General features: G+C 66.5%; 18 protein-coding genes. 8 read left to right on the top strand and 10 right to left on the bottom strand.

What is annotated here, in order from left to right; translation table 11 throughout:
- Nucleotides 1-163: 163 nt before the first annotated feature.
- From ACQR1F_RS01040 to ACQR1F_RS01025, 4 genes are all read right to left on the bottom strand, one after another.
- Nucleotides 164-994, bottom strand: coding sequence for an ABC transporter permease (locus tag ACQR1F_RS01040; protein WP_315801990.1), 831 nt, complete (start codon nt 992-994; stop codon nt 164-166).
- A gap of 82 nt (nt 995-1,076) precedes the next feature.
- Nucleotides 1,077-2,108 carry an ABC transporter substrate-binding protein gene (locus ACQR1F_RS01035; RefSeq protein ID WP_315801989.1) on the bottom strand — a complete coding sequence of 344 codons (1,032 nt, stop codon included), beginning with the start codon at nt 2,106-2,108 and terminating at the stop codon, nt 1,077-1,079.
- A 31-nt stretch (nt 2,109-2,139) separates the two neighbouring features.
- A complete protein-coding gene (locus ACQR1F_RS01030; protein WP_434845700.1) occupies nt 2,140-3,204 on the bottom strand; it encodes an ABC transporter ATP-binding protein in 1,065 nt (354 codons plus the stop codon).
- A complete protein-coding gene (locus tag ACQR1F_RS01025; protein WP_434889492.1) occupies nt 3,204-4,028 on the bottom strand; it encodes an ABC transporter permease in 825 nt (274 codons plus the stop codon). Before ACQR1F_RS01025 ends, ACQR1F_RS01030 begins: the two co-directional genes overlap by 1 nt.
- A gap of 441 nt (nt 4,029-4,469) precedes the next feature.
- Here ACQR1F_RS01025 and ACQR1F_RS01020 point away from each other — a divergent pair, with 441 nt between their 5' ends.
- The 6 genes from ACQR1F_RS01020 (at nt 4,470) to ACQR1F_RS00995 (ending at nt 13,796) form a co-directional block, all read left to right on the top strand.
- Nucleotides 4,470-5,360, top strand: coding sequence for an ABC transporter substrate-binding protein (locus ACQR1F_RS01020; protein WP_315801986.1), 891 nt, complete (start codon nt 4,470-4,472; stop codon nt 5,358-5,360).
- 410 nt (nt 5,361-5,770) lie between these two features.
- On the top strand, nt 5,771-7,411 hold the full coding sequence (locus tag ACQR1F_RS01015; RefSeq protein ID WP_434912391.1) for an amino acid ABC transporter permease/ATP-binding protein: 1,641 nt from the start codon (nt 5,771-5,773) through the stop codon (nt 7,409-7,411).
- A gap of 238 nt (nt 7,412-7,649) precedes the next feature.
- Entirely contained in the window at nt 7,650-8,891 is a 1,242-nt protein-coding gene (locus tag ACQR1F_RS01010; RefSeq protein ID WP_315801984.1) for an acetamidase/formamidase family protein, read from the top strand.
- A gap of 291 nt (nt 8,892-9,182) precedes the next feature.
- Entirely contained in the window at nt 9,183-11,516 is a 2,334-nt protein-coding gene (locus tag ACQR1F_RS01005) for an acetamidase/formamidase family protein (protein WP_434912390.1), read from the top strand.
- A 161-nt stretch (nt 11,517-11,677) separates the two neighbouring features.
- Complete coding sequence (locus ACQR1F_RS01000) at nt 11,678-12,061, top strand: RidA family protein (RefSeq protein WP_315801983.1); 384 nt, start codon at nt 11,678-11,680, stop codon at nt 12,059-12,061.
- A 139-nt stretch (nt 12,062-12,200) separates the two neighbouring features.
- Complete coding sequence (locus tag ACQR1F_RS00995; protein ID WP_315801982.1) at nt 12,201-13,796, top strand: gamma-glutamyltransferase family protein; 1,596 nt, start codon at nt 12,201-12,203, stop codon at nt 13,794-13,796.
- Nucleotides 13,797-13,928: 132 nt separating this feature from the next.
- On the opposite strand, the gene ACQR1F_RS00990 is transcribed toward ACQR1F_RS00995, so the two are convergent.
- The gene (locus ACQR1F_RS00990; protein WP_315801981.1) at nt 13,929-14,885 is read right to left on the bottom strand and encodes a threonine/serine dehydratase; all 957 of its coding nucleotides are present in this window, start codon (nt 14,883-14,885) and stop codon (nt 13,929-13,931) included.
- 61 nt (nt 14,886-14,946) lie between these two features.
- Here ACQR1F_RS00990 and ACQR1F_RS00985 point away from each other — a divergent pair, with 61 nt between their 5' ends.
- The gene (locus ACQR1F_RS00985; RefSeq protein WP_434912389.1) at nt 14,947-15,249 is read left to right on the top strand and encodes an ArsR/SmtB family transcription factor; all 303 of its coding nucleotides are present in this window, start codon (nt 14,947-14,949) and stop codon (nt 15,247-15,249) included.
- A gap of 294 nt (nt 15,250-15,543) precedes the next feature.
- Here ACQR1F_RS00985 and ACQR1F_RS00980 read toward each other — a convergent pair whose 3' ends face one another.
- Complete coding sequence (locus ACQR1F_RS00980; protein ID WP_434912388.1) at nt 15,544-16,404, bottom strand: LysR substrate-binding domain-containing protein; 861 nt, start codon at nt 16,402-16,404, stop codon at nt 15,544-15,546.
- Between the two features lie 200 nt (nt 16,405-16,604).
- Between ACQR1F_RS00980 and ACQR1F_RS00975 the strand changes: the two genes are divergently transcribed.
- Nucleotides 16,605-17,354 (top strand): haloacid dehalogenase type II, encoded by a 750-nt coding sequence (locus tag ACQR1F_RS00975; protein ID WP_315801978.1) that lies wholly within the window; start codon nt 16,605-16,607, stop codon nt 17,352-17,354.
- A 59-nt stretch (nt 17,355-17,413) separates the two neighbouring features.
- On the opposite strand, the gene ACQR1F_RS00970 is transcribed toward ACQR1F_RS00975, so the two are convergent.
- From ACQR1F_RS00970 to kynU, 4 genes are all read right to left on the bottom strand, one after another.
- Complete coding sequence (locus ACQR1F_RS00970) at nt 17,414-18,919, bottom strand: amidase (protein WP_434912387.1); 1,506 nt, start codon at nt 18,917-18,919, stop codon at nt 17,414-17,416.
- Nucleotides 18,920-19,101: 182 nt separating this feature from the next.
- Nucleotides 19,102-19,929, bottom strand: a complete 828-nt coding sequence (locus ACQR1F_RS00965; RefSeq protein WP_434886241.1) for an alpha/beta hydrolase — start codon at nt 19,927-19,929, stop codon at nt 19,102-19,104.
- 33 nt (nt 19,930-19,962) lie between these two features.
- A complete protein-coding gene (gene kynA, locus ACQR1F_RS00960) occupies nt 19,963-20,802 on the bottom strand; it encodes a tryptophan 2,3-dioxygenase (protein ID WP_434912386.1) in 840 nt (279 codons plus the stop codon).
- A complete protein-coding gene (kynU, locus tag ACQR1F_RS00955; RefSeq protein ID WP_434912385.1) occupies nt 20,799-21,992 on the bottom strand; it encodes a kynureninase in 1,194 nt (397 codons plus the stop codon). The genes kynA and kynU overlap by 4 nt, the downstream gene beginning before the upstream one ends.
- Nucleotides 21,993-22,011: the final 19 nt, after the last annotated feature.

The raw sequence follows: 22,011 nt of genomic DNA, 5'->3' as shown, positions 1-22,011 counted from the left end.
GAGAGGGTTGGGGTGAGCGGCAGACGCACGGGTGGTGTTTGTGGTGAGACCTGTACCCCCTCACCCAGATGGGGCATCTGACGATGCCATCCGACCTCTCCCCGCAAGCGGGGCGAGGTTACACCGCGCGCGCGATGAAGTTCTCGCGCCACACATTCCACGCCTATCCCGTCCTGTACCGCCGCGCGAATGCCACGCTGCCGAACACCGTGAACGCCATGGTCACCGCCAGCAGCATGAAGGCGAGTGCGGCGCCCATCGGCCAGTTGTTGCCGCGCACGAACTGGTCGTACACCGCAGGCGCCATCATCTTGAATCGCGGGCCGCCGAGAAGCACCGCCGTTGCATAGGTGTTCATGCACAAAACGAACACCAGAATCGAGCCGGCGGCGACGCCGGGGCCGGACAGCGGCAGGATGACCCGCCAGAACACCCGCGCGCCGGAGGCGCCGAGATTGGCGGCGGCATATTCGAGATCGCGCGGAATGCTCTCGATCACCGCCGACAGCGTCAGGATCATGTAGGGCAGCACCACCGCGATGATGCCGATGATCACCGCCTTGGTCGTGTACATGATCTCCAGCGGCGTCGAGATCAGGCCGAGCTTCAGCAGGCTGGTGTTGACGAGGCCGTCGCGTGCGAACAGCGCCATCCAGCCCGCCGAGCGCACGACGTTGCCGACCAGCAGCGGGAACAGGGTCGCGATCACGACCAGGCTCTTCCAGCGGCTCTCCATGCGGCCGAGCCAATAGGCCGCCGGGAAGGCGAGAATCAGCGTGAGCAGAGTGCACAGCAGTGCGATGCCGAGCGTCGCGAGGATGATCTGCTGATAATATGGATCGGTCGCGGCCTTGATGTAGTTGTCCGGCGACAGCGCCTGCATCATCAACTGGGTCGGGCTGAACTGGTTGAGCGATATCCGGAACATCAGGATCATCGGCCCGACCAGCAGCGCCAGGACCAGCAGACAGGCAGGAACGACCAGCAGCGCCATCGCGCGAGCTCCGATTGCGAAAGTGTCGGCTGTTCAGCCGCGGCTCCTGCGGCGAGGCCGCAGGGAGCGCATCATCCAAGGCCTACGCCTTGAACTCCTTGTTCCAGAAGTCGAGCGTGCGCTGCGAGCGCCCGGCGGCATAGGCGTAGTCCGGCTTCAGCAGCCGCGCGCGCTCGGCCTCGGTGAGGCTGACCTGCTTGGCGAGATCCTCCGGCAGCGGCGCGTCGGTGACGGTCGGGACGTAGCCCATCTTGTCCGCGAAGCCGCCCTGCGCCTTGGCATCCAGCATCGCGTCGAGATAGGCGAAGCCGCCGGCCTTGTTCTTGGCGTTCTTCGGCACCGAGGCCTGGAACACGATGGCCGGCGTGCCCTCCTTCGGCACGACATGGGCGAGCGGAATGCCGGACTTCTTCCACATGAAGCCACGGGCGAGCCACATCGTGGTCAGCCATACCTCTTCCGACTTCAGCGCCGCCGCCAGCGCCTCGTTCGACGGATAGATCTTTACGTCGAGCGAGCGCCATTCCATCAGCTTCTTCTCGGCCGGATCGAGATTGCTGACTCCGCCGCCGCCGGCCAGCGCCGCCGCCAGCGTGTTGTTGGGATAGAGGATGTCGGCGAGACCGATCTTGCCGCGCCACTTCGGATCCCAGAGATCGGCGAAGGATTGCGGCGGCGTCTTCACCTGGTTGGTGTTGTAGAGGATCACCTGCGCCGAATAGATATGCGGAATCGCGATCTCGCTTCGAAGCTCCGGGAACACCTTGTCGAGCCGCTTCACCTGGGCGGCATCGACCTTCTCGAACACGTCGGACTGCGACACGATGTAGGCGTCGTTGTCGGACAGGCAGGCGACGTCCATCGAGCCGCGCCGGCTCTGCCGCTCGGCCAGCAGCTTGGTCTTGCGCGGATCGGCGTTGGCGACGTCCTGCACGATCTCGAAGCCCTTCGGCGTCATGATCGGCTTGTCGATGATGTCAGAGAGCAACTGGCCGTAGTCGCCGCCCCAGGTGCCGACCACGACCTGTCCGCCTTCGGCGCGGGCGGTCGGCATGCCGGAGGCCAGCGCGGCCATGCCGGCGCTGGCGGAGAGAAAATGACGTCGCGAAATCATGGCAGAACCTCTCGCTGTGGATGGGATTGCGTTACAAAGATGTCTGAGGCACGAGACGCGGGACCTTGCGGTCCCATTGCAGCGACACCGGATCATCGGGCCTGAGCGCCGCCAGCGGCTCGCCGGCGTCGGGCGTCGGGCTGATCGCGACCAGCGTCTCGTCGCCGAGCGCCACCACATATTCGGTCTGCGCGCCCATATAGGTGATCGCCTGCAGGCGGCCGCGCACCTCGCCGGACTCGCCGGGCGCGATGACAATCCGTTCCGGACGCAGCGCGAAGGCGTCGGCATCGTCGCGCTCGCCGCTGCTGACATCGACCGGCAGCAGCAGGCCGCCGCTGGTGCGGAACTGGCGCTCATTCGCACGCCGGCCCGCCACGATGTTGCAGCGGCCGACGAAGTCCGCCACGAACGCATCCTTCGGCGAGTCGTAGAGCTCCTGCGGCGTGCCGATCTGGCGCACGCGGCCGCCCTCCATCACCACGAGGCGGTCGGCCATGGTCAGCGCCTCCTCGCGGTCATGCGTCACCATCAGCGTCGTCAGGCCGAGCCGCTGCTGCAGCGCGCGGATCTCGAGCCGCACCTCGGCGCGCAGCTTGGCATCGAGATTCGACAGGGGCTCGTCGAGCAGGAAGATGCGCGGATTGATCACCAGCGCGCGCGCCAGCGCCACGCGCTGCTGCTGTCCGCCGGACAATTGCCGCGGCAGCCGGTCGGCGAGATGCGACAGCCGCACCAGCTTCAGCGCCTCCGCAATTTTCGTCTTGCGTTCGGCCGTACCGAGGCCGCGCATCTCCAGGCCGAAGCCGACATTGTCGGCCGCGCTCATGTGCGGAAACAGCGCATAGGACTGGAACACCATGCCGGTGGCGCGCTTGTAGGCCGGCAGATGCGTGACGTCCTCGCGGTCGAACAGCACGCGGCCACTGGTCGGCGGCAGGAAGCCGGCGACCATGCGCAAGGTCGTGGTCTTGCCGCAGCCGGACGGGCCGAGCAGCGCGACCAGTTCGCCCTCATTGACGGCGAGATCGAGCCCTTCCACGCCGATCGACGTGCCGAATCGCTTGGTCAGCTTCTCCAATGTGAGCTGCGCCATCACACCACCCGCGACAATTTGACGAAGCGGTCGGTGATCACCATCAGCAGCCCGACCAGCGCGATCTGCACGGTGGCGACGGCAGCGAGCGTCGGATCGATGCGGAATTCGAGATAGTTCAGCATGGCAACGGGAAGTGTGATCCGTCCGGGCCCGACCAGCAGCATCGACAGATCGAGATTCTCGAAACTCTGGATGAAGGAGAACATCGCAGCCGCCACGATGCCGGAGCGCATCATCGGCAGGGTGATGCGGCGGAACACCTTGAACGGGCTGGCGCCGAGATTGGCGGCGGCCTCCTCGGCGGCACGGTCGAGTCCCTGCAGGCTAGCGACGACCAGCCGCACCGTCCAGGGAATCGCCAGCAGCGTATGCGCGGCGACCAGGCCTTCGGTGGTCGCCTTGATGTCGCGGTCGAGCAGGTCCTCCGCCAGCACGTAGAGCATGTAGAGGCCGGAGCCGGCGACCACGCCGGGCACCGCGAGCGGCGCCAGCAGGAACGAGCTCAGCGCCTGGCGGCCGCGGAACTCGCCGCGCACGATGGCGAGCGCCGCCGCCGTGCCCAAGGGCACGCCGATCGCGGTGGCGAGCAGCGCGACCTGGAAGCTCGTCACCAGGCCGCGCAGGAATTCGGGCTTGCTCAGCGCGTTGGCGTACCATTTGAGCGACAGCGCCGGCGGCGGAAAGCTCACGATCTCCTGCGCGAAGAAGCTCGTCATCACGATCATGATCACAGGCGCGAAGATGATGGCATAGGCGACGACGATCAGTGTCCGCACTGCGAATGGGCCGAGTGATGGTTGTCCCGTAAAACGGAACAGCATTGCAGACACCTCAACAAACAGATCAGCAACTTATGCGGCGCATCGTAGTCGGCGGCCTCGCCGCCGCCAAGCCTGTGACACGGGTTATCGCAATGCACATACGCATGGGCGACACGATGCTGCGATCCTGACGCGTGACGCGGTGCCGCTTCCATCTTGGCGCTAGCGCCGTGCGCGCATGTCCCGTCGCCGGCGCGGGGGCCTTGCTGATTTCTGGATTTCCGATCGCGGGCACGGCCTGCGCGACGGTCCGTCGCAGCGGCGCGGTTTTGGGCAATGCGTGCTCAATTCTTGCACCGGCACGATCCAATATTTTGTGCGTCCACGGACAAGTCAGCCGCGCGGGCGCGCACCTAAGCTTCGCCCCGAGCTTGGACCGGGGCGACGGCACCAATGCACCGCCGGACCAGCGCGACATCATCGTTCGAAGGAGCTGGCAACATGCAGACGAGGCTATTCACTGGGGCGCGGCGCGCGTGGCTTGCCGCGCTCGGCGCCATCATCGCGGCGGGACTTCTCGCGCCGATCGACGCTCAAGCGGCGACGCCCGCGGGCTGCGCGGCGTTGAAGGAGAAATATCCGGACTGGAAGGGCAAGACGCTGGTCAATGCCATCAACCCGCACACGCCGGGCTACGAGTCGATCGACCCGAAGGATCCGAGCAAATATGTCGGCTTCGACATCGATCTGGGCGAGGCCATCGGCGACTGCCTCGGCTTCAAGCTGACCTACAAGCCGGTGACCTTCGCAGCGCTTCTGACGACGCTGGCGAGCGGCCAGGCCGACATCGTGATCTCCGACATCTACGCCACCAAGGAGCGCGCCAAGGCCGCCGACTTCATCACCTACTCCAAGGTGTTCGACGGCGTGCTGGTCGCCAAGGGCAATCCGAAGGGCATCAACGGCATCAACATGTCGATGTGCGGCGCGGCCGCGGCCGAGAACACCGGCTACGTCGAGGTGCCGCTGATCCAGGATCTCGCGCCGAAATGCAAGGAAGCCGGCAAGCCCGAGCCGACGATCCAGCTCTATGACAACAACGCCAACTGCATCCAGGCCATCCTCGCCGGCCGCGCCGATACCTATGTCAACGACGTCAACACGGTCGACCAGGCGGTGAAGGCCTATCCGGACAAGCTCGAGAAGGCGATCGCCGTCACCATCCCCTATTCGGTCGGCATCGCCGTGCCCAAGGACAAGCCGAAGTTCCGCGATGCCGTGCTCGCCGCCCTGATCGAGGTGCAGAAGGAAGGCATCCACCAGGAACTCCTGAAGAAGTGGCAGCTCGATCCTGCCAACTTCAAGGAGCCGGACATCCTGACGGCGGACTAACAGGCGCGGCTTCGAAAGCGAAGCTGCTGCCGCGGAGACGGTGCGCTCCCCTCCCCCTTGCGGGGAGGGGTCGGGGGTGGGGGTCGACACGGGACAGTCTTTCCTGGGTACCCCCCTCCCCAACCCTCCCCCACAAGGGGGGAGGGAGCGCAGCACCGCAGCGGTGACACCTTGCCTCACAGCGACAGCTTCAAGCAGCAAGCGGCTGCTGAATTTCGATCAAACGCTGAGCTTCGCGACTGCTGACCATCTGAGTTCCGATACCGCGCAACAACGCACGCAGACTTCGTAGGGTGGGCAAAGCGCAGCGTGCCCACCTTCTTTCTTCCTTTCTTCCTTCTCTCGAACCACCGCGGTGGGCACGGCGCGTCGCGCCTTTGCCCACCCTACGTAGCCAGGCCGCCCCCCTCATGTCCCTCTTCCTGCATTATCTCAGCATGCCGTATCTGCTGCAGGGCATCGAGCTGACCCTGCAGGTCACCGCGCTCGGCCTGGTCGGCGGTCTCATTCTCGGCCTCGTGCTCGCGGCGATGCAGCTCAGCCGGTTCTGGCCGCTGGCGGCGATCGCGCGCGGCTACACCGTGATCTTCCGCGGCACGCCGCTGATCCTGCAGATGGTGTTCGCCTACGACGCGCTGCCGCATATCGGCATCAAGTTGCCGGCGGTGCTGGCGGCGGGCCTCGCGCTCGCCTGCAACGAGGCGCCGTTCATCGCCGAGATGCTGCGCTCCGGCGTGCTCGGCGTCGATCGCGGCCAGCTCCTGGCCGGCCAGGCGCTGGGCATGACACCCGGCGTCCTGATGCGCCGGATCATCGCGCCGCAGGCGATCCGCACCATGATTCCCGCGTTCGGCAACGAGGCGGTGAGCGCGCTGAAGAACTCCTCGCTCGCCTCCGTCATCGCCGTGCAGGAGCTTACCCTGCGCTCGACGCAGCTCGCGTCCTCCACCTTCGACTTCTTCTCGATCTTCTTCGCCTCGGGTCTCATCTATCTCGTGCTGACCGGCGCGATCAGCGTCATCCAGCTTGCGCTCGAATGGCTGCTCGATCTCGACCGCACGGCGAAGCAGCGCAAGCTGGCGGACTACCTTGCGCTATTGTTACCTCGGCGCCGCGCCGACGTCGCGACGAAGCTGGAGCTCGCGGAGAAGACAGCCCCGGCCATCGAGGCCGCGCCGCCCGAGCCCGCCGAGCTGAAGGAGACGCCGCCGCTCGCCTTGTCGATCGAAGACCGGGCCCGGCGTGCCGCAACGATCGCCCGCAACAACGTCGCCGTCGAGGTCACGGATCTGCGCAAGGCCTATGACGGCAACAAGGTGCTGGACGGCCTCGATCTCACCGTACGCATCGGCGAGGTGATCGCGCTGCTCGGGCCGTCCGGCTCCGGCAAGAGCACCCTGCTCCGCTGCATCAATCATCTGGAGAACTGGGACGCCGGCGACATCCGCGTCGGCGGCCGCAAGCTCGGTTTCGACGACCGGGGACGCAAGCTGTCGCCGCGCGCCATCGCCAACGAGCGCGCCAATGTCGGCGTCGGCATGGTGTTCCAGCAGTTCAATCTGTTCGCGCATCTCACGGCCAAGGAGAATATCGCCGGTCCCTTGCGCTGGGTGCATGGGCTCGGCCGCTTCGAAGCGGAGCGTCGCGCCCTTGAACTGCTCGACCGTGTCGGCCTGTCGCATCGCGCCGATGCGCTGCCGCGGCATCTCTCCGGCGGCCAGCAGCAGCGCGTCGCGATCGCCCGCGCGCTGGCGCCGAATCCGAGCGTGCTGCTGCTGGACGAGCCGACCTCCGCGCTCGATCCGGAGCTGGTCAACGAGGTGCTGGAGGTGATCCGCCGTCTCGCCATCGACGACGGCCTCACGATGATCATCTCGACGCACCAGATCCGCTTCGCCGACGAGGTCGCCGACCGCGTCGCCTTCCTCAATGGCGGCGTCATCCTCGAGGAAGGCCCCGCACACGAGGTGCTGACCAACCCGCGCCATCCGCTGACCGCGCGCTTCCTCTCGGTGATGGAGGCCGAGCGGCCGAAGGACGCGGTGGCATGAGTTCATCCTTCACGTTAGGAGCGAGCGCTTGCGTGCGGCCATCCTTCGAGACGCCCGCCTGCAGCGGCCTCCTCAAGATGAGGTCCGTGGGTGAGGTGGCCTCGCTTCCGACCCTCATGGTGAGGAGGCGCGCAGCGCCGTCTCCGGACGATGCCTCCGGCATCGCCTTGAGAACCATGAGGCCCGCCCTCGAATTCACCGCACGACAATCTCGATCTCTGAGCAAAGAGGCCCTCGCATGAAACACCATCTGCTGCCGGTGTCCAACAAGACCGTCCATTGGGGCTATTTCTCCAAGGTGGTGACGCCCGCGCTCACCCTGCGCTCCGGCGAGCGCGCCACGATCGAGACGCTGACGCATCACGCCAATGACGACTATGAGCGCATGATCAAGGACGATCCCGGCGCGGAAAGCGTGTTCAAGTGGACGAAAGAGCACAAGGCCGTGGCGCGGCGCGGCTCCGGTCCGACCGAGGGCCCGTTCATCCGCGGCTCCGGTGAAGGCATCGGCGTGCATCTGCTGACCGGACCGGTGGCGGTCGAAGGCGCCGAGCCCGGCGACGTGCTGGAGGTGCGCATCCTCGACATAAGGCCGCGGCCGAGCCGATGCGGCTGCCATGCCGGCAAGTGCTTCGGCTCCAACGCCGCCGCCAATTGGGGCTTCCACTATCACGACCTGATCGAGGAGCCGAAGCCGCGCGAGGTCATCACCATCTTCGAGCTGGACACCGCGGGCGAGCCGTTCGCCAAGGCGGTCTACAACTACGTCTGGACGCCGCAGACCGATCCCGACGGCATCGTGCACCCGACCATCGATTACCCCGGCGTGCCGGTCGACCACGCCACGATCAAGAAGCGCGAGAACATCCTGCCCAATGTGAAGGTGCCGGCGCGGCTGCATTTCGGCACGATGGGGCTCGCGCCATCGGAGGCCGACTATGTCTCATCGATCCCCCCGAGCTACACCGGCGGCAACATCGACGACTGGCGTATCGGCAAGGGCGCGCGGATGTACTATCCGGTCGCCGTACCCGGCGCCTATTTCTCGGTCGGCGATCCCCATGCCGCGCAGGGCGACAGCGAACTCGGCGGCACCGCGATCGAGACCTCGCTCACCGGCGACTTCGAGTTCATCCTGCACAAGAAGAGCGACCTCGGCGGCACGCAGCTCGAGGGCCTGACGCATCCGCTGCTGGAGACCGACCAGGCGTGGTCGGTCTACGGCTTCACCTATCCGAACTATCTCGCCGAGCTCGGCGCCAATGCGCAGACCGAGATCGCCAACCACTCCAGTCTCGACCGCGCCATGCGCGACGCCTTCCGCAAGCTCCGCCGCTTCCTGATGACGGTGCACCACCTCAGCGAGGACGAGGCGATCTCGCTGATGTCGGTCGGCGCCGACTTCGGCGTCACCCAGGTGGTCGACGCCAATTGGGGCGTGCATGGCACGATCCGGAAGAACGTGTTCCGGTGTGAGTGATTTTGCGAAACGTATAGCCAGCTCCCGCCCCGCGGATGGTGCGCTCCCTCCCCCCTTGTGGGCCCCTTGTGGGGAGGGTTGGGGAGAGGGGTGCCCCGGGGCGAGACCGCCGTTGTGGGCCCCCTCCCCTAACCCCTCCCCACAAGGGGGAGGGGAACCGATCGCGCCTGTGGCACGAGCACCGATCCAAATGAGTGGAGGAATAGCGAACTGAACAACACCGATACACGGCAGGTCATGAAGCTCATCTGGCACGGGGGTTGCTTAGAATTCCCCGACCCGGGGCGTGCCATGAGTTTTCGTCCGTTCACCAGCGAATCCTATGCCGAGGGCGAGCGTCCGGAGGCGTGGCGCGACGTGCTGAATGCGGTCGGGCTGCAGCCCGCGGCGAAGACGCCATTTTATGATGGTCATGCCACCGCCTCGCATCGCCACGCGCCGGGGATCGCTCTCTCGCGGCTGTCGGCGGGTGCGCAGGCGGTCACTGCGGTTCCGCAGGCTCATGAGGACCTGCCGATCGCTCTGCTCGCAATCGAGGACGGTGCCGTGCTCCGCAGCGGCGACGGCCATCGCATCGTCCCCGCGGGACATCTGATGCTGTTGCCGCGCGCCGGCGACTGGAACATCGCGTTCCAGCGCGATCTGCGCGCGATCGTGCTATCGGTGACGTCGGACGCCCTGCATGGCCGCATCAGCGGCAAGCTGAAATGGGCCCAACCGCAGGTGATCGCACCGAGTGGCCTGGCCGACGTGGTCTGCCGCACCATCGAGGCCACCGCACGCGCGCTCGACACTCTGAGCGATGCCGAATGGAGCACGGTCGCGCAGAGCATGGTCGATCTGCTGCTGACACTTGCCCATCAACAAGCCGCGCCGGCAGCGGAGGCCGGCAGCAGCGCGACGCAGGCCGCGATCCTGCACCGGCTCTGCCAGACCATCGAGCGGCGGCTCGACGATGCCGAGCTGACGCCGGCGCGGGTGGCCCAGGCCGAAGGCATTTCCGAGCGCTATCTGCAAAAGCTGTTCGAGAGTGCCGGCGACAATTTCAGCCACTACGTCAAAGAACGCCGGCTGCAGCGGGCCTGGACCGACCTGTCCAATCCGGCCGAAGCCAACCATTCGATCTCGGAGATCGCCTATCGCTACGGCTTCGCCGATTCAGCGCATTTCAGCCGCAGCTTCCGCGCCCGCTTCGGCCTGTCGCCGCGCGAGTTCCGGCAGCAGAAGGCCGAGCAGGCGGTGACGGTGGCGGCCCCGCGCGGCCAGCGCGGATGGCCGCAGGACGCGCTGGCGCAGCAGCGCGCCTGCGAGAGGCCGGCGTCGGCCAGGAGCGATGTCGCCCTGCCCGCGCCGGCCAACGACCAGGACGCGCAGCGGCATCACCATCATCTGGCGGTGTCGGCCGAGCGCGTGCATTGGGGCTATTTCAGCCGCTCGCTGCCGCCGCAGATCGAAATCGCGTCCGGCGACACGATCACGGTGGAGACGCTGACCCAGCATGCCTCGGATGATCCGGAGCTGATGATCGCAGGCGACGCGGCTGCGCTCAGCGTGTTCGGCTGGACCAAGGCGAAGAAGAACGTCGACCGCCGCGGCGCCGGCCCGATGGACGCCAGTGTGTTCGGCCGCGGCGCCGGCGAAGGCTTCGGCGTGCACATCTGCACTGGTCCGGTGGCGATCAAGGACGCACAGCCCGGCGACGTGCTCGAGGTGCGCATCCTCGACATCGTGCCGCGGCCAAGCCGCAACCCGAAACATGCAGGCCGCGTGTTCGGCTCCAGCGTCGCGGCGTGGTGGGGCTATCACTACAACGAGCTGATCGCCGCGCCGGCGCCGCGCGAGGCGGTGACGATCTACGAGATCTTCGCCGATGCGCCCGAGCCGCATGCCCGCGCGCTGTATTCCTACCGCTGGGAGCCGCAGACCGATCCCAGCGGGATCCTGCACGCCACCTACGACTATCCCGGCGTGCCGGTCGCCCCCGACAGCATCAAGCGCCGCCACGGCGTGCTCGACAACATCCGCATTCCCTTGCGGCCGCATTTCGGCGTCATCGCGGTGGCGCCGCGCGAGGCCGATTTCGTCGATTCGATCCCGCCCTCCTATTTCGGCGGCAATCTCGACAATTGGCGGCTCGGCAGGGGATCGACGGTGTATCTGCCGGTCGCGGTGCCCGGCGCACTGCTGTCGGTCGGCGACCCCCACGCCACCCAGGGCGACGGCGAGCTCGGCGGCACCGCGATCGAATGCTCGATGACCGGCACGTTCCAGGTGATCCTGCACAAGAAGGCGCAGCTCGCGGGGCAGCCGTTCGCCGATCTCTCCTACCCGCTGATCGAAACCGCGACCGACTGGGTGCTGACCGGCTTCAGCCATCCGAACTATCTCGCTGAGTTCGGTGCGCAGGGCCAGAGCGAGGTCTACGCGACCTCCTCGCTCGACCTCGCGATGAAGGACGCGTTCCGCAAGATGCGGCGCTTCCTGATGCACGTCAAAGGCCTGAGCGAGGACGAGGCGGTCGCGCTGATGTCCGCCGCGGTGGATTTCGGCGTGACCCAGGTCGTCGACGGCAATTGGGGCGTCCACGCGATCCTGAGCAAGCGGCTGTTCGAGGATGAACGCTGACGTTCATTGCCCCCCAACTCCATCCCAGATCTCCGTCATTGCGAGCGAGCGAAGCAATCCAGGGCGTCACGCGCTGCCCTGGATTGCTTCGTCGCTTCGCTCCTCGCAATGACGACCATTGCTGTCGCTACCACGAAGCCCAACAACAAAGGAGCATCCCTATGCAGTTCCACATGATCTCCGGCGCGACCAGGCCGGTGGCCCCCTTCAGCCACGCCGTCGAGACCGACGGCTTCGTGTTCGTCACCGGCCAGATGCCGGACTCGCCGGAGGCGCCGGGCGTGCTGCCGGAGGGGATCGTGGATCAGACGAAGGCGGTGATGCAGAACTTGAAGTACATCCTCCAAGGTCTCAACCTCGGCCTCGAACATATTGTGATGTCTCGGATTTACCTGACCGAGTTCAAGCGGGATTACGCGGCGATGAATGAAACCTACCGTTCATTCTTCCCGCCGGACCGGCTGCCGGCCCGCACCTGCGTCGGCGTCACCGGCTTGGCCTATGACGCGCTGATCGAGATCGATCTGGTCTGCCGAAGACCATAGTACCCATTGGTAAACATCTCCTCAACGCGAGGCCCCGTCATTCGATCCGGGCTGGGGAGCGTCCCGCTGTCGCCGATTGCGCGCCGACGCCGGCCGGTGTCAATTCGCCGGACCATCAGGCGGGATCGTGGGGAGTGCCATGCCGTATCAGTTTTCCAATCGTCAGCAGATCCGCAAGCCGGCGGTGAGCAGCAAGGGCGGCATCGTCGCGGCACAGTCGCGGCGCGCCGCCGAGATCGGCGCCGAGGTGCTGGCCGCGGGCGGCGACTGCGTCGATGCCGTGGTCGCGACCGGCTTTGCGCTCGGCGTGCTCGAGCCGTGGATGAGCGGCCTCGGCGGCGGCGGCGCGATGGTGCTGTACCGCGCCAGGGACAACCATGTCGAAGTGATCGACTACGGCATGCGCGCGCCCGACAGCCTCGATGTCGCCGACTATCCGCTGGCCAATGACGGCAGCGTCGCGGCCGACATCTTCCCATGGCCCCGCGTCAAGGACGACCGCAATCTGCACGGCCCCGGCGCGATCGCGGTGCCCGGCGTCGTGGCCGGCATGGAGGCGGCGCATCGCCGTTACGCGCGGCTGCCATGGGCGGATCTGGTCACGCCGAGCGTGAAGCTCGCCGCCGAGGGCCTGCTGGTGGACTGGTGGACCACCGTGATGATCTCGAGCTGCGCCGCCGACCTGCGCCGCTATCCCGGCAGCGCCGCGGCCTATCTGAAGGATGGCCTGCCGCCGAATCCGCAATGGGGCGCCAAGGCGGTGACGCGGCTGCCGCAGGAGCAGTTGAAGGCGACGCTGGCCCATCTTGCCAGCGCCGGCGCGCGCGACTTCTACCGCGGCGACATCGCCCGCTCGCTGACCCGCGACATCCAGGCCGCCGGTGGCGCGCTTTCGGTGGATGACCTCGCCGCGTTCGAGGCGCATGTCCGAGAGCCGCTGCGCATTCCCTATCGCGGCGGCGCGGTGTTCGCGACGCCGGAGCTCACCGCCGGCCCGACGCTGGCTCACGCGCTGCGGCTGATGCAGGCGAGCGTAACGGCTTCGGGCAAGGCGCCGGATGCCGGCGCCTTCATCGCCTATGCCGAGGCGGTGCAGGCCGCCTATCGCGAGCGGCTCAACGACATGGGCGACGCGGCGGGCAAGCGCGCGATCGGCGCCGAATATCTGGCACCGGCCTGCACCACGCACTATTCGGTGGTCGATCGCGACGGCAACATGGCGGCGGTGACGCAGACCCTGCTGTCCGGCTTCGGCTCGAAATTCCAGGCGCCGCAGAGCGGCATCATGATGAACAACGGCATCATGTGGTTCGACCCGACGCCCGGCACAACGAATTCGCTGGCCCCCGGCAAGCGCTGCCTCACCAACTACACGCCGGTGGTGGCGCAGGCCGCCGACGGCCGCCGCCTCGCATTGGGCGCCTCCGGCGGCCGCCGCATCCTGCCCGCGGTGGCGCAGATGCTGTCCTTCGTGATGGACTACGGCATGGACCTCGATGCCGCGATCCACCAGCCGCGCATCGATGCCAGCGAAGGCGACGTGGTCGGCGCCGACACCCGGCTGCCGGCGGAGGTGATGGACGCGCTGACGGCGAAGTTCGAGACCGTGCCGGCGCCGGTGCAGACCATGCCGATGAAGTTCGCCTGCCCCAGCGTCGTGCTGCGCCAGGGCGACGCGAACAGCGGCGCGACGGAAATCTTCCATGCCTGGGGCGATGCGGTCGCGGAGAGCTGATCGAATGCGAGACACCGGCTGAACGGCAGTCCGCTCTCTCCGTTCTGCCGAGGCCGCGACGAACACCGCGACCCTACACAGGAGCGGTCTCCGACATCCCATGACGGGGCACAGAATTCACGGCCCATCCATCTAGCAACTCTTGAAATTGACCGCTGTGGTGTTGGCGCCGCAGACCAGAACCGCGACGCGCTCGGACGGACCCGCACGGTAGGCACCGGATAGCAGCGCGGCGAAGGCCGCGGCGCCGCCCGGCTCAGTTACGACGCGCAACGTCATCCACAACGCGCGCTGCGCCGCCCTTATGTCGTCGTCGCTGACGATGATCACCTCCGCCGCCGCGAACCGCTGCACGATCGGAAACACGCGCGCGCCGATCTGGCGCGGCGCAAGACTGTCGGCAGCGACGCCACCGGCGGGCGCGTCGACGGGGTGTCCGGCCGCCAGCGCGTCGCGCAGGGTCGGCGCGCCGTCCGACTCCACCGGCACGACCTTGACGCGTCCCTCGTACCACGCGGCGATGCCGCCGATCAGCCCGCCGCCGCCGACCGCCACCAGCAGCGTGTCGATATCATCTGCGTCGCGCTCCACCTCCAGCCCCACCGAGCCCTGCCCCAGCATGGTCTCGGGCTGATCAAACGCATGAATCGGCAAGGCGCCGCTCTCGGCGACATGTCGTTCGCTCGCCGCCAGCGCATCGGCATAGCGATCCCCGCCGACGTGGATCTCCGCGCCGAAGCGCTTGATGAGGTCGATCTTCGACGGCGAGGCGATGCTCGGCACGAAGATCGCTGCTCTCAGGCCAAGACGTTGCGCCGCCAGCGCCACCGCGACACCATGGTTGCCGCCGGACGCCGCGACCACACCGGCCCCCGGCACATCGCGGGTCAGGAGATTGGCGAACGCCCCGCGCGCCTTGAACGAGCCGCCATGCTGCATGAATTCGAGCTTCAGTCGCAATGGGGAAGACGGCAGGCCGAAATCGCCACCATCGACCGTTATCATCGGCGTGCGCCGGACGTAAGGCCGGATCAGCTCATAGGTGGCCGCGATCTGCTGCCGGGTTACCGCTGTCGATATGTCTGACATGCCGCACCTCGTTCCGATCGGCATGTCTTGACATAAATTAGCTAATTGGCAAAGTACCAAAATGGCGCCCGACCGCGTGTTCCGTGCACTGGCCAGCGACAAGCGGCTGCAGATCCTGGAGTGGCTGCGCGATCCGACGCGGCATTTTCCGCCACAGAACGATGGCGACCTCGTCAAGGACGGGGTCTGCGGGCTATTCATTGCCGAAAAGCTCGGCGTCTCCGCGCCGACACTGAGCGAGCACATGCGCGTGCTGGTGGCCGCCGGCCTCGTCAAGGCCAAGCGCGCCAAGGGCTGGACGTTCTACAAGCGCGACGAGCAGGGATTGAAGGCGGCGCGACGGCTGCTCAGCGACGCGCTATAGGAATTATGCGAACCTTGGCGGGCAACGGGAATTGCGGCGAAGCGCGCCGAAGCATCATCCTGTCCACGACGACGGCGCAGCGATTTCTGCGAGGAAAGCTCGCCATGCGCGAAAGGGAGGCGGCGACGGCGTCCTCCTTGATCTTGTCGCTGTCGCTGCGATCGACCCGCTGCACCTCGACTCAGCACCAATCCGGTCGAGGCGTCGATTGGCCCTAGAAGTGCTTCGCGCGCCCTGGCCCTATGCGGCGCAGCCGTCGGGTCGCAAGCGAAGCCCGTTCGGCACAGATCCGAGCTATGGCTGCACGCCCGCTCCCGTCAGCCTCTCGGCGAGAAACGTGGTCAGCTCCCCCACCGTGCGGGAGTTGCTGCGGCCGCGCGCATAGGCGAGCTCGACGGTCGGCAAGCGCGGCAGACCGCGATCCTGCCGGATGATGCGCAACGGCGGCTGCACCAGGGCGCGCGCAAGGACGGTGATTCCCAGCCCCTCGAGCGTCGCCGCCTTGAGGCACTCGAAGCTCGGACTGACGAAGCTGAGATGCCAACGCCGGTCGTTCTGCTTCAGCGACGACATGGCGAAACGCCGATACGTGCAGCCGTCCGGGAAGAGGACGAGAGGGATCGACGCATCGTCGGGTGTGTAGTTCGGCCCGCAGACCCAGACCAGTTGCTCTGTCAGCACCGAGGTGCCGGTTCGAGCCCCGGCCTCCTGCTTGAAGAAGGCGAGGTCGAATTCGCCGCGGGCGCTCCGCTTCATCAGGCTTTCCGACTGATTGGCTTCGACCTCGATGCCCACCATCGGATTCTTGGTCTTGAACCGCGCGAGCCACGTGGTGAAGTCGCGGCCAAAAAAGTCGAGCGGAACCCCCAGACGAACGAAACCGAGGAGGACATCCTCGCACATCGAGGCATAGGCCTCGTCATTGAGCTGGAGAATACGCCGCGCGTATTGGACGAAGCGGTCACCCTCGGGGGTCAGCTCCAGAACGCGGCCCTTGCGCCGCGTCAACAATGGCTTGCCCACCTGCAATTCCAGCTTGGACATCTGTTGGCTGATCGTCGACTGCGATCGCCCGACGGACTCTGCGGCCCGCGAGAAGCTCATCGTGTCCGCGATCACGAGAAACGATCTGAGGCAGTCGATATCGAAGTTCACGACAGTCCCCGCTATCGAAAAAGACGATACCAACATCGTCATAATTCACTTTGTCGGTCGGAACACACTTCGTAAAGACCAGAGTTGCGGCATGGGATGCCGGAACTCGCGTCAAGTCCCTGACGCGACGCAACGGGACTGCATTGCGGTCCCTTGCCGCACTTCGCGTACAAAACCGCTCCGACACAAGGACCATCCCCGTGGCGATCAGCACCGTCGTCTTCGACGCCTACGGCACCCTCTACGACATTCAATCGGTGGCGTCGGTCACCGAGCAGGCTTTCCCGGGCCGCGGCGACATGATCACGCAGATCTGGCGGATGAAGCAGCTCGAATACACCTGGCTGCGCTCGCTGATGCGGCGCTACGAGGATTTCGAGGCGGTGACTCGCCAATCCCTGGTCTATACGCTCCGGATCCTCGGCCTTGGCTACGAAGAAGCGCTGCTCGAGGTGATCATGGACAAATATGTCCACCTCGATCCCTACCCGGACACGCTGTCCACCCTTGAGCGTCTCCAGGACCGCAAGCTGGCGATCCTTTCGAATGGTGCCCCTGCGATGCTGGACGCGCTGGTACGCAACACCGGTCTCGATCGGTTTCTCGACAAGACCATCAGCGTCGACAGCAGAGCGACGTTCAAGCCGAGTCCCGAGGCCTACTCCCTGATCGAGTCCGAGCTCGGAGCCGCGCCCGCCGAAGTCCTGTTCGTGTCCTCGAATCCGTGGGACGCGATCGGTGCCAAGGCTGCCGGGCTGACCGTGGCATGGATCGAGAGGGTCACGCCCGAAGCGATGGCCGCAGCCTGTGAAAGCTGCGCGCTCGTTGCGCCGCTGACGATGTTCAAGGCGATGCGGATGCAGATGGACGAGCTCGGGCTCGCGCCCGATCACCGGGTCCGGGGACTGTTCGATCTGCCCGGGCTGCTGCCACCCATTGCCAGGCCGTAGATCCCCTCAGATCCCGCGCCGCATCCGACGAGCACCTGCTGTCGGGACGACGTCATCCTTCACTGGTAGCACGCCTCCAGTGCGGAAGCCGCCCGGTACAACGTCGACTCGTCGAGGTGACGCGCGACCAGCATCGCGCCGATCGGACGGCCGTCCGCCGTCTTCCCAACCGGAACGGAGATCGCGGGATGCCCGGTGAGGCAGGTCGGCGCGGTATTACCGACCATCTCGAAGGCGCGGCCGATGATCTCCTCCCGCGACGCCCCGGCGGACGGCAGCCGGGTCGCTGCCATCGGCGTGGTCGGCATCAGAAGCAGATCGGCCTGTTCGAGCGCGCGATCATAATCTCCCGTGAGCAGGCGGTTGAGGTTCTGTGCCTTGCCGTAGTAGCGGCCGCGATTGCGCGACGACATATAGTGGCCGGTCAGGATGCCGAGCTTCAGCGTCTCGGACAATTCTCCGGCCCGATCGCGCCAGCGCGCGTGGGCATCGAGCAGGCTCTCCAGAAACACGCCCTTCATGTTGGTACCATAGGCGTTGCTGCGCATCATCAGATCGGTGGCGCCTTCGAGAAAGATCGGCGTCCAGATTGCAGCCCCGGCGGCATGCAGCGGCACTGCGACCTCACGGACGTCGGCCCCCTTGGCTGCGAGACGACCGGCCGCCTCGCGCACGCGGTCGTCCACCTCGGTCTCGGCGCCGGCCGTGCCGAACCCTTCGGGCACCACGCCGATGCGCAAGCCGGCCACGCCTTGCCGCAGCGCCTGCGTATAGGGCTGTGACGAGGCACCGCGCTGCCGCGGATCGAGCCCGTCCGGCCCTGCCATCACCTCGAGCATCAATGCGTTGTCGGCCACGGTGCGGGTGATCGGGCCGGCGTGATCGACCGTCAATTCGACCGCGAAGATGCCCGTATAGGGCACGAGGCCGTGCGTCGGCTTCAGGCCGACGGCACCACAATAGGACGCGGGGATGCGGATCGAGCCCCCCTGGTCGCCGCCGGTGGCCATGTCGACGATGTTGGCCATGACCAGGGCGGTGGATCCTGAAGACGATCCACCGGCATTGTAGCCGGGCACGACCGGATTCTCGACGACCCCATTGGCTGAGGTGTGACTGCCGCCGGAGGCGCAGTAGTATTCGCAGACGGCCTTGCCCAGAATGTCCGCGCCGGCATCCAAGAGGCGCGTGACGATCGTCGCATCGATCTCCGGGACGTAGCCCTCGAGGATGGTCGCACCATTCATCATGGGAAGGCCGGCGACGCAGACATTATCCTTGATGGCGACGCGCCTGCCCTTGAGCTTGCCGTCCGCAGCGCCCTGGATGTGCGCGGTGACGGCCCAGGCGCCGAACGGATTGTCCTCCGGTAGCGGGCGTGTTCCTGAGGGCCTCGGATATTTGACCTCGGGCAGCGGCGCCGCCATCTCGTCGACGAGATCGTACGCGTCGAGCTGCCCCTGCATCAGCGCAAGGAACGACGCCGCATTGGCATCATCGAGATCGAGGCCGATCTCGCGCGCGGCCTGTTGCAGCTCGGTAGCAGTCGGACGTCGGACTGGCATCAAGGCCTCTCGATCGCGGTGCGACCACGTCCACGCGCAACGGAGCAAGGTGGACGAGGTCGACGTTCAACACGCGAAAGAGTAGCCAGCCGCCGAGGTGTTCCAAAATGAGTTATGTCGATAGCCGTAATTTGCTTTGACGATTAAGCGTGGCCGCGACCTCGAACCCACGCGGGAGCTGCCTACATCTCCACCAGCGCCTTCACCAGCCCGCTCTCCGCATCAGCCAGATCGTCGATCACGTCGAAATGGTGCCGGTCCGGCGCCTCGACATAGGCGGTCGTAGCACCCAAGCCGATCCAGATGTTTGCGAGCAATTGCGCCTGACGGCGGAATTCGTTGCGCTCGGCGCCGCCGACCCAGGCGGTGACCTTGACGCCGTCGATCGGCGCGAGCAGCGCCGGGCTCTCGCGCAGCGCCGTGGCGTCGTCGATATGTAGCGTGTCGTTCATCACGGTCCGCTGCAGCGGGCGCAGATCGTGCAGGCCGGAGAGCGAGACCACGCTGGTGATGCGCGCCTGTCGCTCCGGCGACAGCGGGGCGCCGCGGCAGATCATGCGGGTGACGAGATGGCCGCCGGCGGAATGGCCGGTCAGCGCCACGGGACCGGCAACCTCGTCCATCGCCTTCGCGACCGCCTGCGCGACATCGCCCGAAATGTCGGCGATGCCGACCTCGGGACACAGCCGGTAGGACGGCATCGCCACGGCAAAGCCGCGCGCGATTGGACCTTGCGCGAGATGCGACCAGAAGCTCTTGTCGAGGCGCATCCAGTAGCCGCCATGCACGAACACGACGAGCCCCTTTGGCGTGCCCTCAGGCAGGAACAGGTCGAGGCGCTGGCGCTCATGTGCGCCAAAGGCAATGTCGAGCCTGGCGCGGCCCTGCCCGGCCAACGCCGTTCGATACGCCTCGGCCGGCGCGACCCACAGGCCGGGCCAGCGCTCGCCGCCGGCGATGTTCGGGCCGTTGGCGTAGGCGTTGTCCCAGTCCTTGACGGCATACAGCATGATAATCTCCTGATCGAATGAGCGCGCGATGGCTCAGAGGCCGGTGCGCAGCTTCCAGAGTTCGGGGAACAGCACGATCTCCAGCATCTTGCGCAGATAGTTGACGCCTGACGTGCCGCCGGTGCCGGTCTTGAAGCCGATGATGCGCTCCACCGTGGTGACGTGATTGAAGCGCCACCGGCGGAAATAGTCCTCGAAGTCGACCAGCTTCTCGGCGAGCTCATACAGCTCCCAATGCCGCTGCGGATCGCGATAGACGCTGGTCCAGGCGGCCGCGACCTCCGGGCTCTCGGCGCGGATGCCGCGCCAGTCGGTGCGCTGCCCGTCGATGCCGATGAAGAAGCCGCGCCGTGCCAAGAGCCGCAGTGCTTCGTCATACAGGCTGGGCTTCGCCAGGATCGCCTCCAGCTCGGCGGTCAGCTCCGGATGATGCGCATGCGGGCGCAGCATCGCCAGATTGCGGTTGCCGAGCAGGAATTCGATCGAGCGATACTGGAACGACTGGAAGCCGGAGGACTCGCCGAGCTTGTCGCGGAACAGCGTGTACTCGCTCGGCGTCATCGTGCGCAGCACGTCCCAGGCGCCGTTGAGCTGCTCGAAGATGCGCGACACTCTTGTCAGCATCTTGAACGCCGGCTGCACGTCGTCCCGGGCGATCGCCGCCATGGCGGCCTTGATCTCGTGGATCGCGAGCTTCATCCACAATTCGGAGGTCTGGTGCTGGATGATGAACAGGAGCTCATCATGCGCCGACGACAGCGGCGCCTGCGCATCGAGCAGGCGATCCAGCATCAGATAGTCGCCATAGGACATCCGTCCCTTGAAGTTCATCCGCGCCCCCTCGGTGGCGGGATCGTAGGGCGCGCTGCTCACGTCACGAGCTCCTTCTGGCGATACTCGGGCTTGTCCCACAGCTTGTCGGCAAGCACCTCTTCGAGAATGTCGACGGCGCCGCGCACCTCGCTCTCGCCGATGTAGAGCGGCGTGAAGCCGAAGCGCAGCGCGTCGGGCGCGCGGAAATCGCCGATCACGCCGCGCGCGATCAGCGCCCGCATGATCGCATAGCCGTCCGGATGGCGGAACGACACCTGGCTGCCGCGGCGCGACGCATCGCGCGGCGAGGCCAGTGTCAGCGACGGACAGCGCCTCTCGACCTCGGCGATGAACAATTCCGACAGCGCGATGGAGGCTTTGCGCACGTCCTGCATCGACACGCCGTCCCAGGCGTCGAGCGCGGCATCCAGCGCGGCCAATGCGATGATCGGCGGCGTGCCGATGCGCATCCGCTCGATGCCGCCGCCGGGGCGATAATCGAGATCGAAGGCGAACGGCGCCTCGTGGCCCATCCAGCCGGACAGCGCCGGCGGCGCGATGTCTGCGTAACGCGGCGCGACATAGATGAAGGCCGGCGCGCCGGGACCGCCATTGAGATATTTGTAGGTGCAGCCGACCGCAAAGTCGGCCTCCGAGCCGGCGAGATCGACCGGCACCGCGCCGGCGGAATGCGCGAGGTCCCATACCGTGAGCGCGCCGGCCGCGTGCGCCTTTGCCGTCAGCACCTTCATGTCGTGCATGCGGCCGGTGCGGTAGTCGACCTCTGTCAGCATCAGCACCGCGACGCTGTCGTCGATCGCAGCCTCGACCTGCTCCGGCTCGACCACCTTCAAGGTGGCGCGGTCGCCGAGCATGCGGACCAGGCCCTGCGCCATGTAGAGATCGGACGGAAAATTGCCGCTGTCGGACAGGATCACGCGACGGCCCGGATTGAGCGACAGCGCCGCGGCCAGCGCCTGATACACCTTGATCGAGAGCGTATCGCCCATCACGACCGTGCCGGGCGCGGCCCCAATCAGCCGCGCGATACGGTCGCCGACGCGGCGCGGCTGCACCATCCATCCCGCGCTATTCCAGCCGCGGATCAGCTCCCGTCCCCACTCAGCCTCGATCATCCGGGCAACGCGGGCGGGCACGGCGGACGGCAGCGCGCCGAGCGAATTGCCGTCGAGATAGATGACCCCGTCAGGGATCGTGAAGAGCGATCGAGTCGTGGAAAAATCGGTCATGCGGCTCCTGCTTCGTTCA

The organism is Bradyrhizobium sp. HKCCYLS3013 (genome assembly GCF_051167615.1).
Lineage (GTDB): Bacteria > Pseudomonadota > Alphaproteobacteria > Rhizobiales > Xanthobacteraceae > Bradyrhizobium.
Note: the sequence above shows the minus strand (reverse complement) of the source record. Positions and strands in the feature narration are given on the sequence as shown.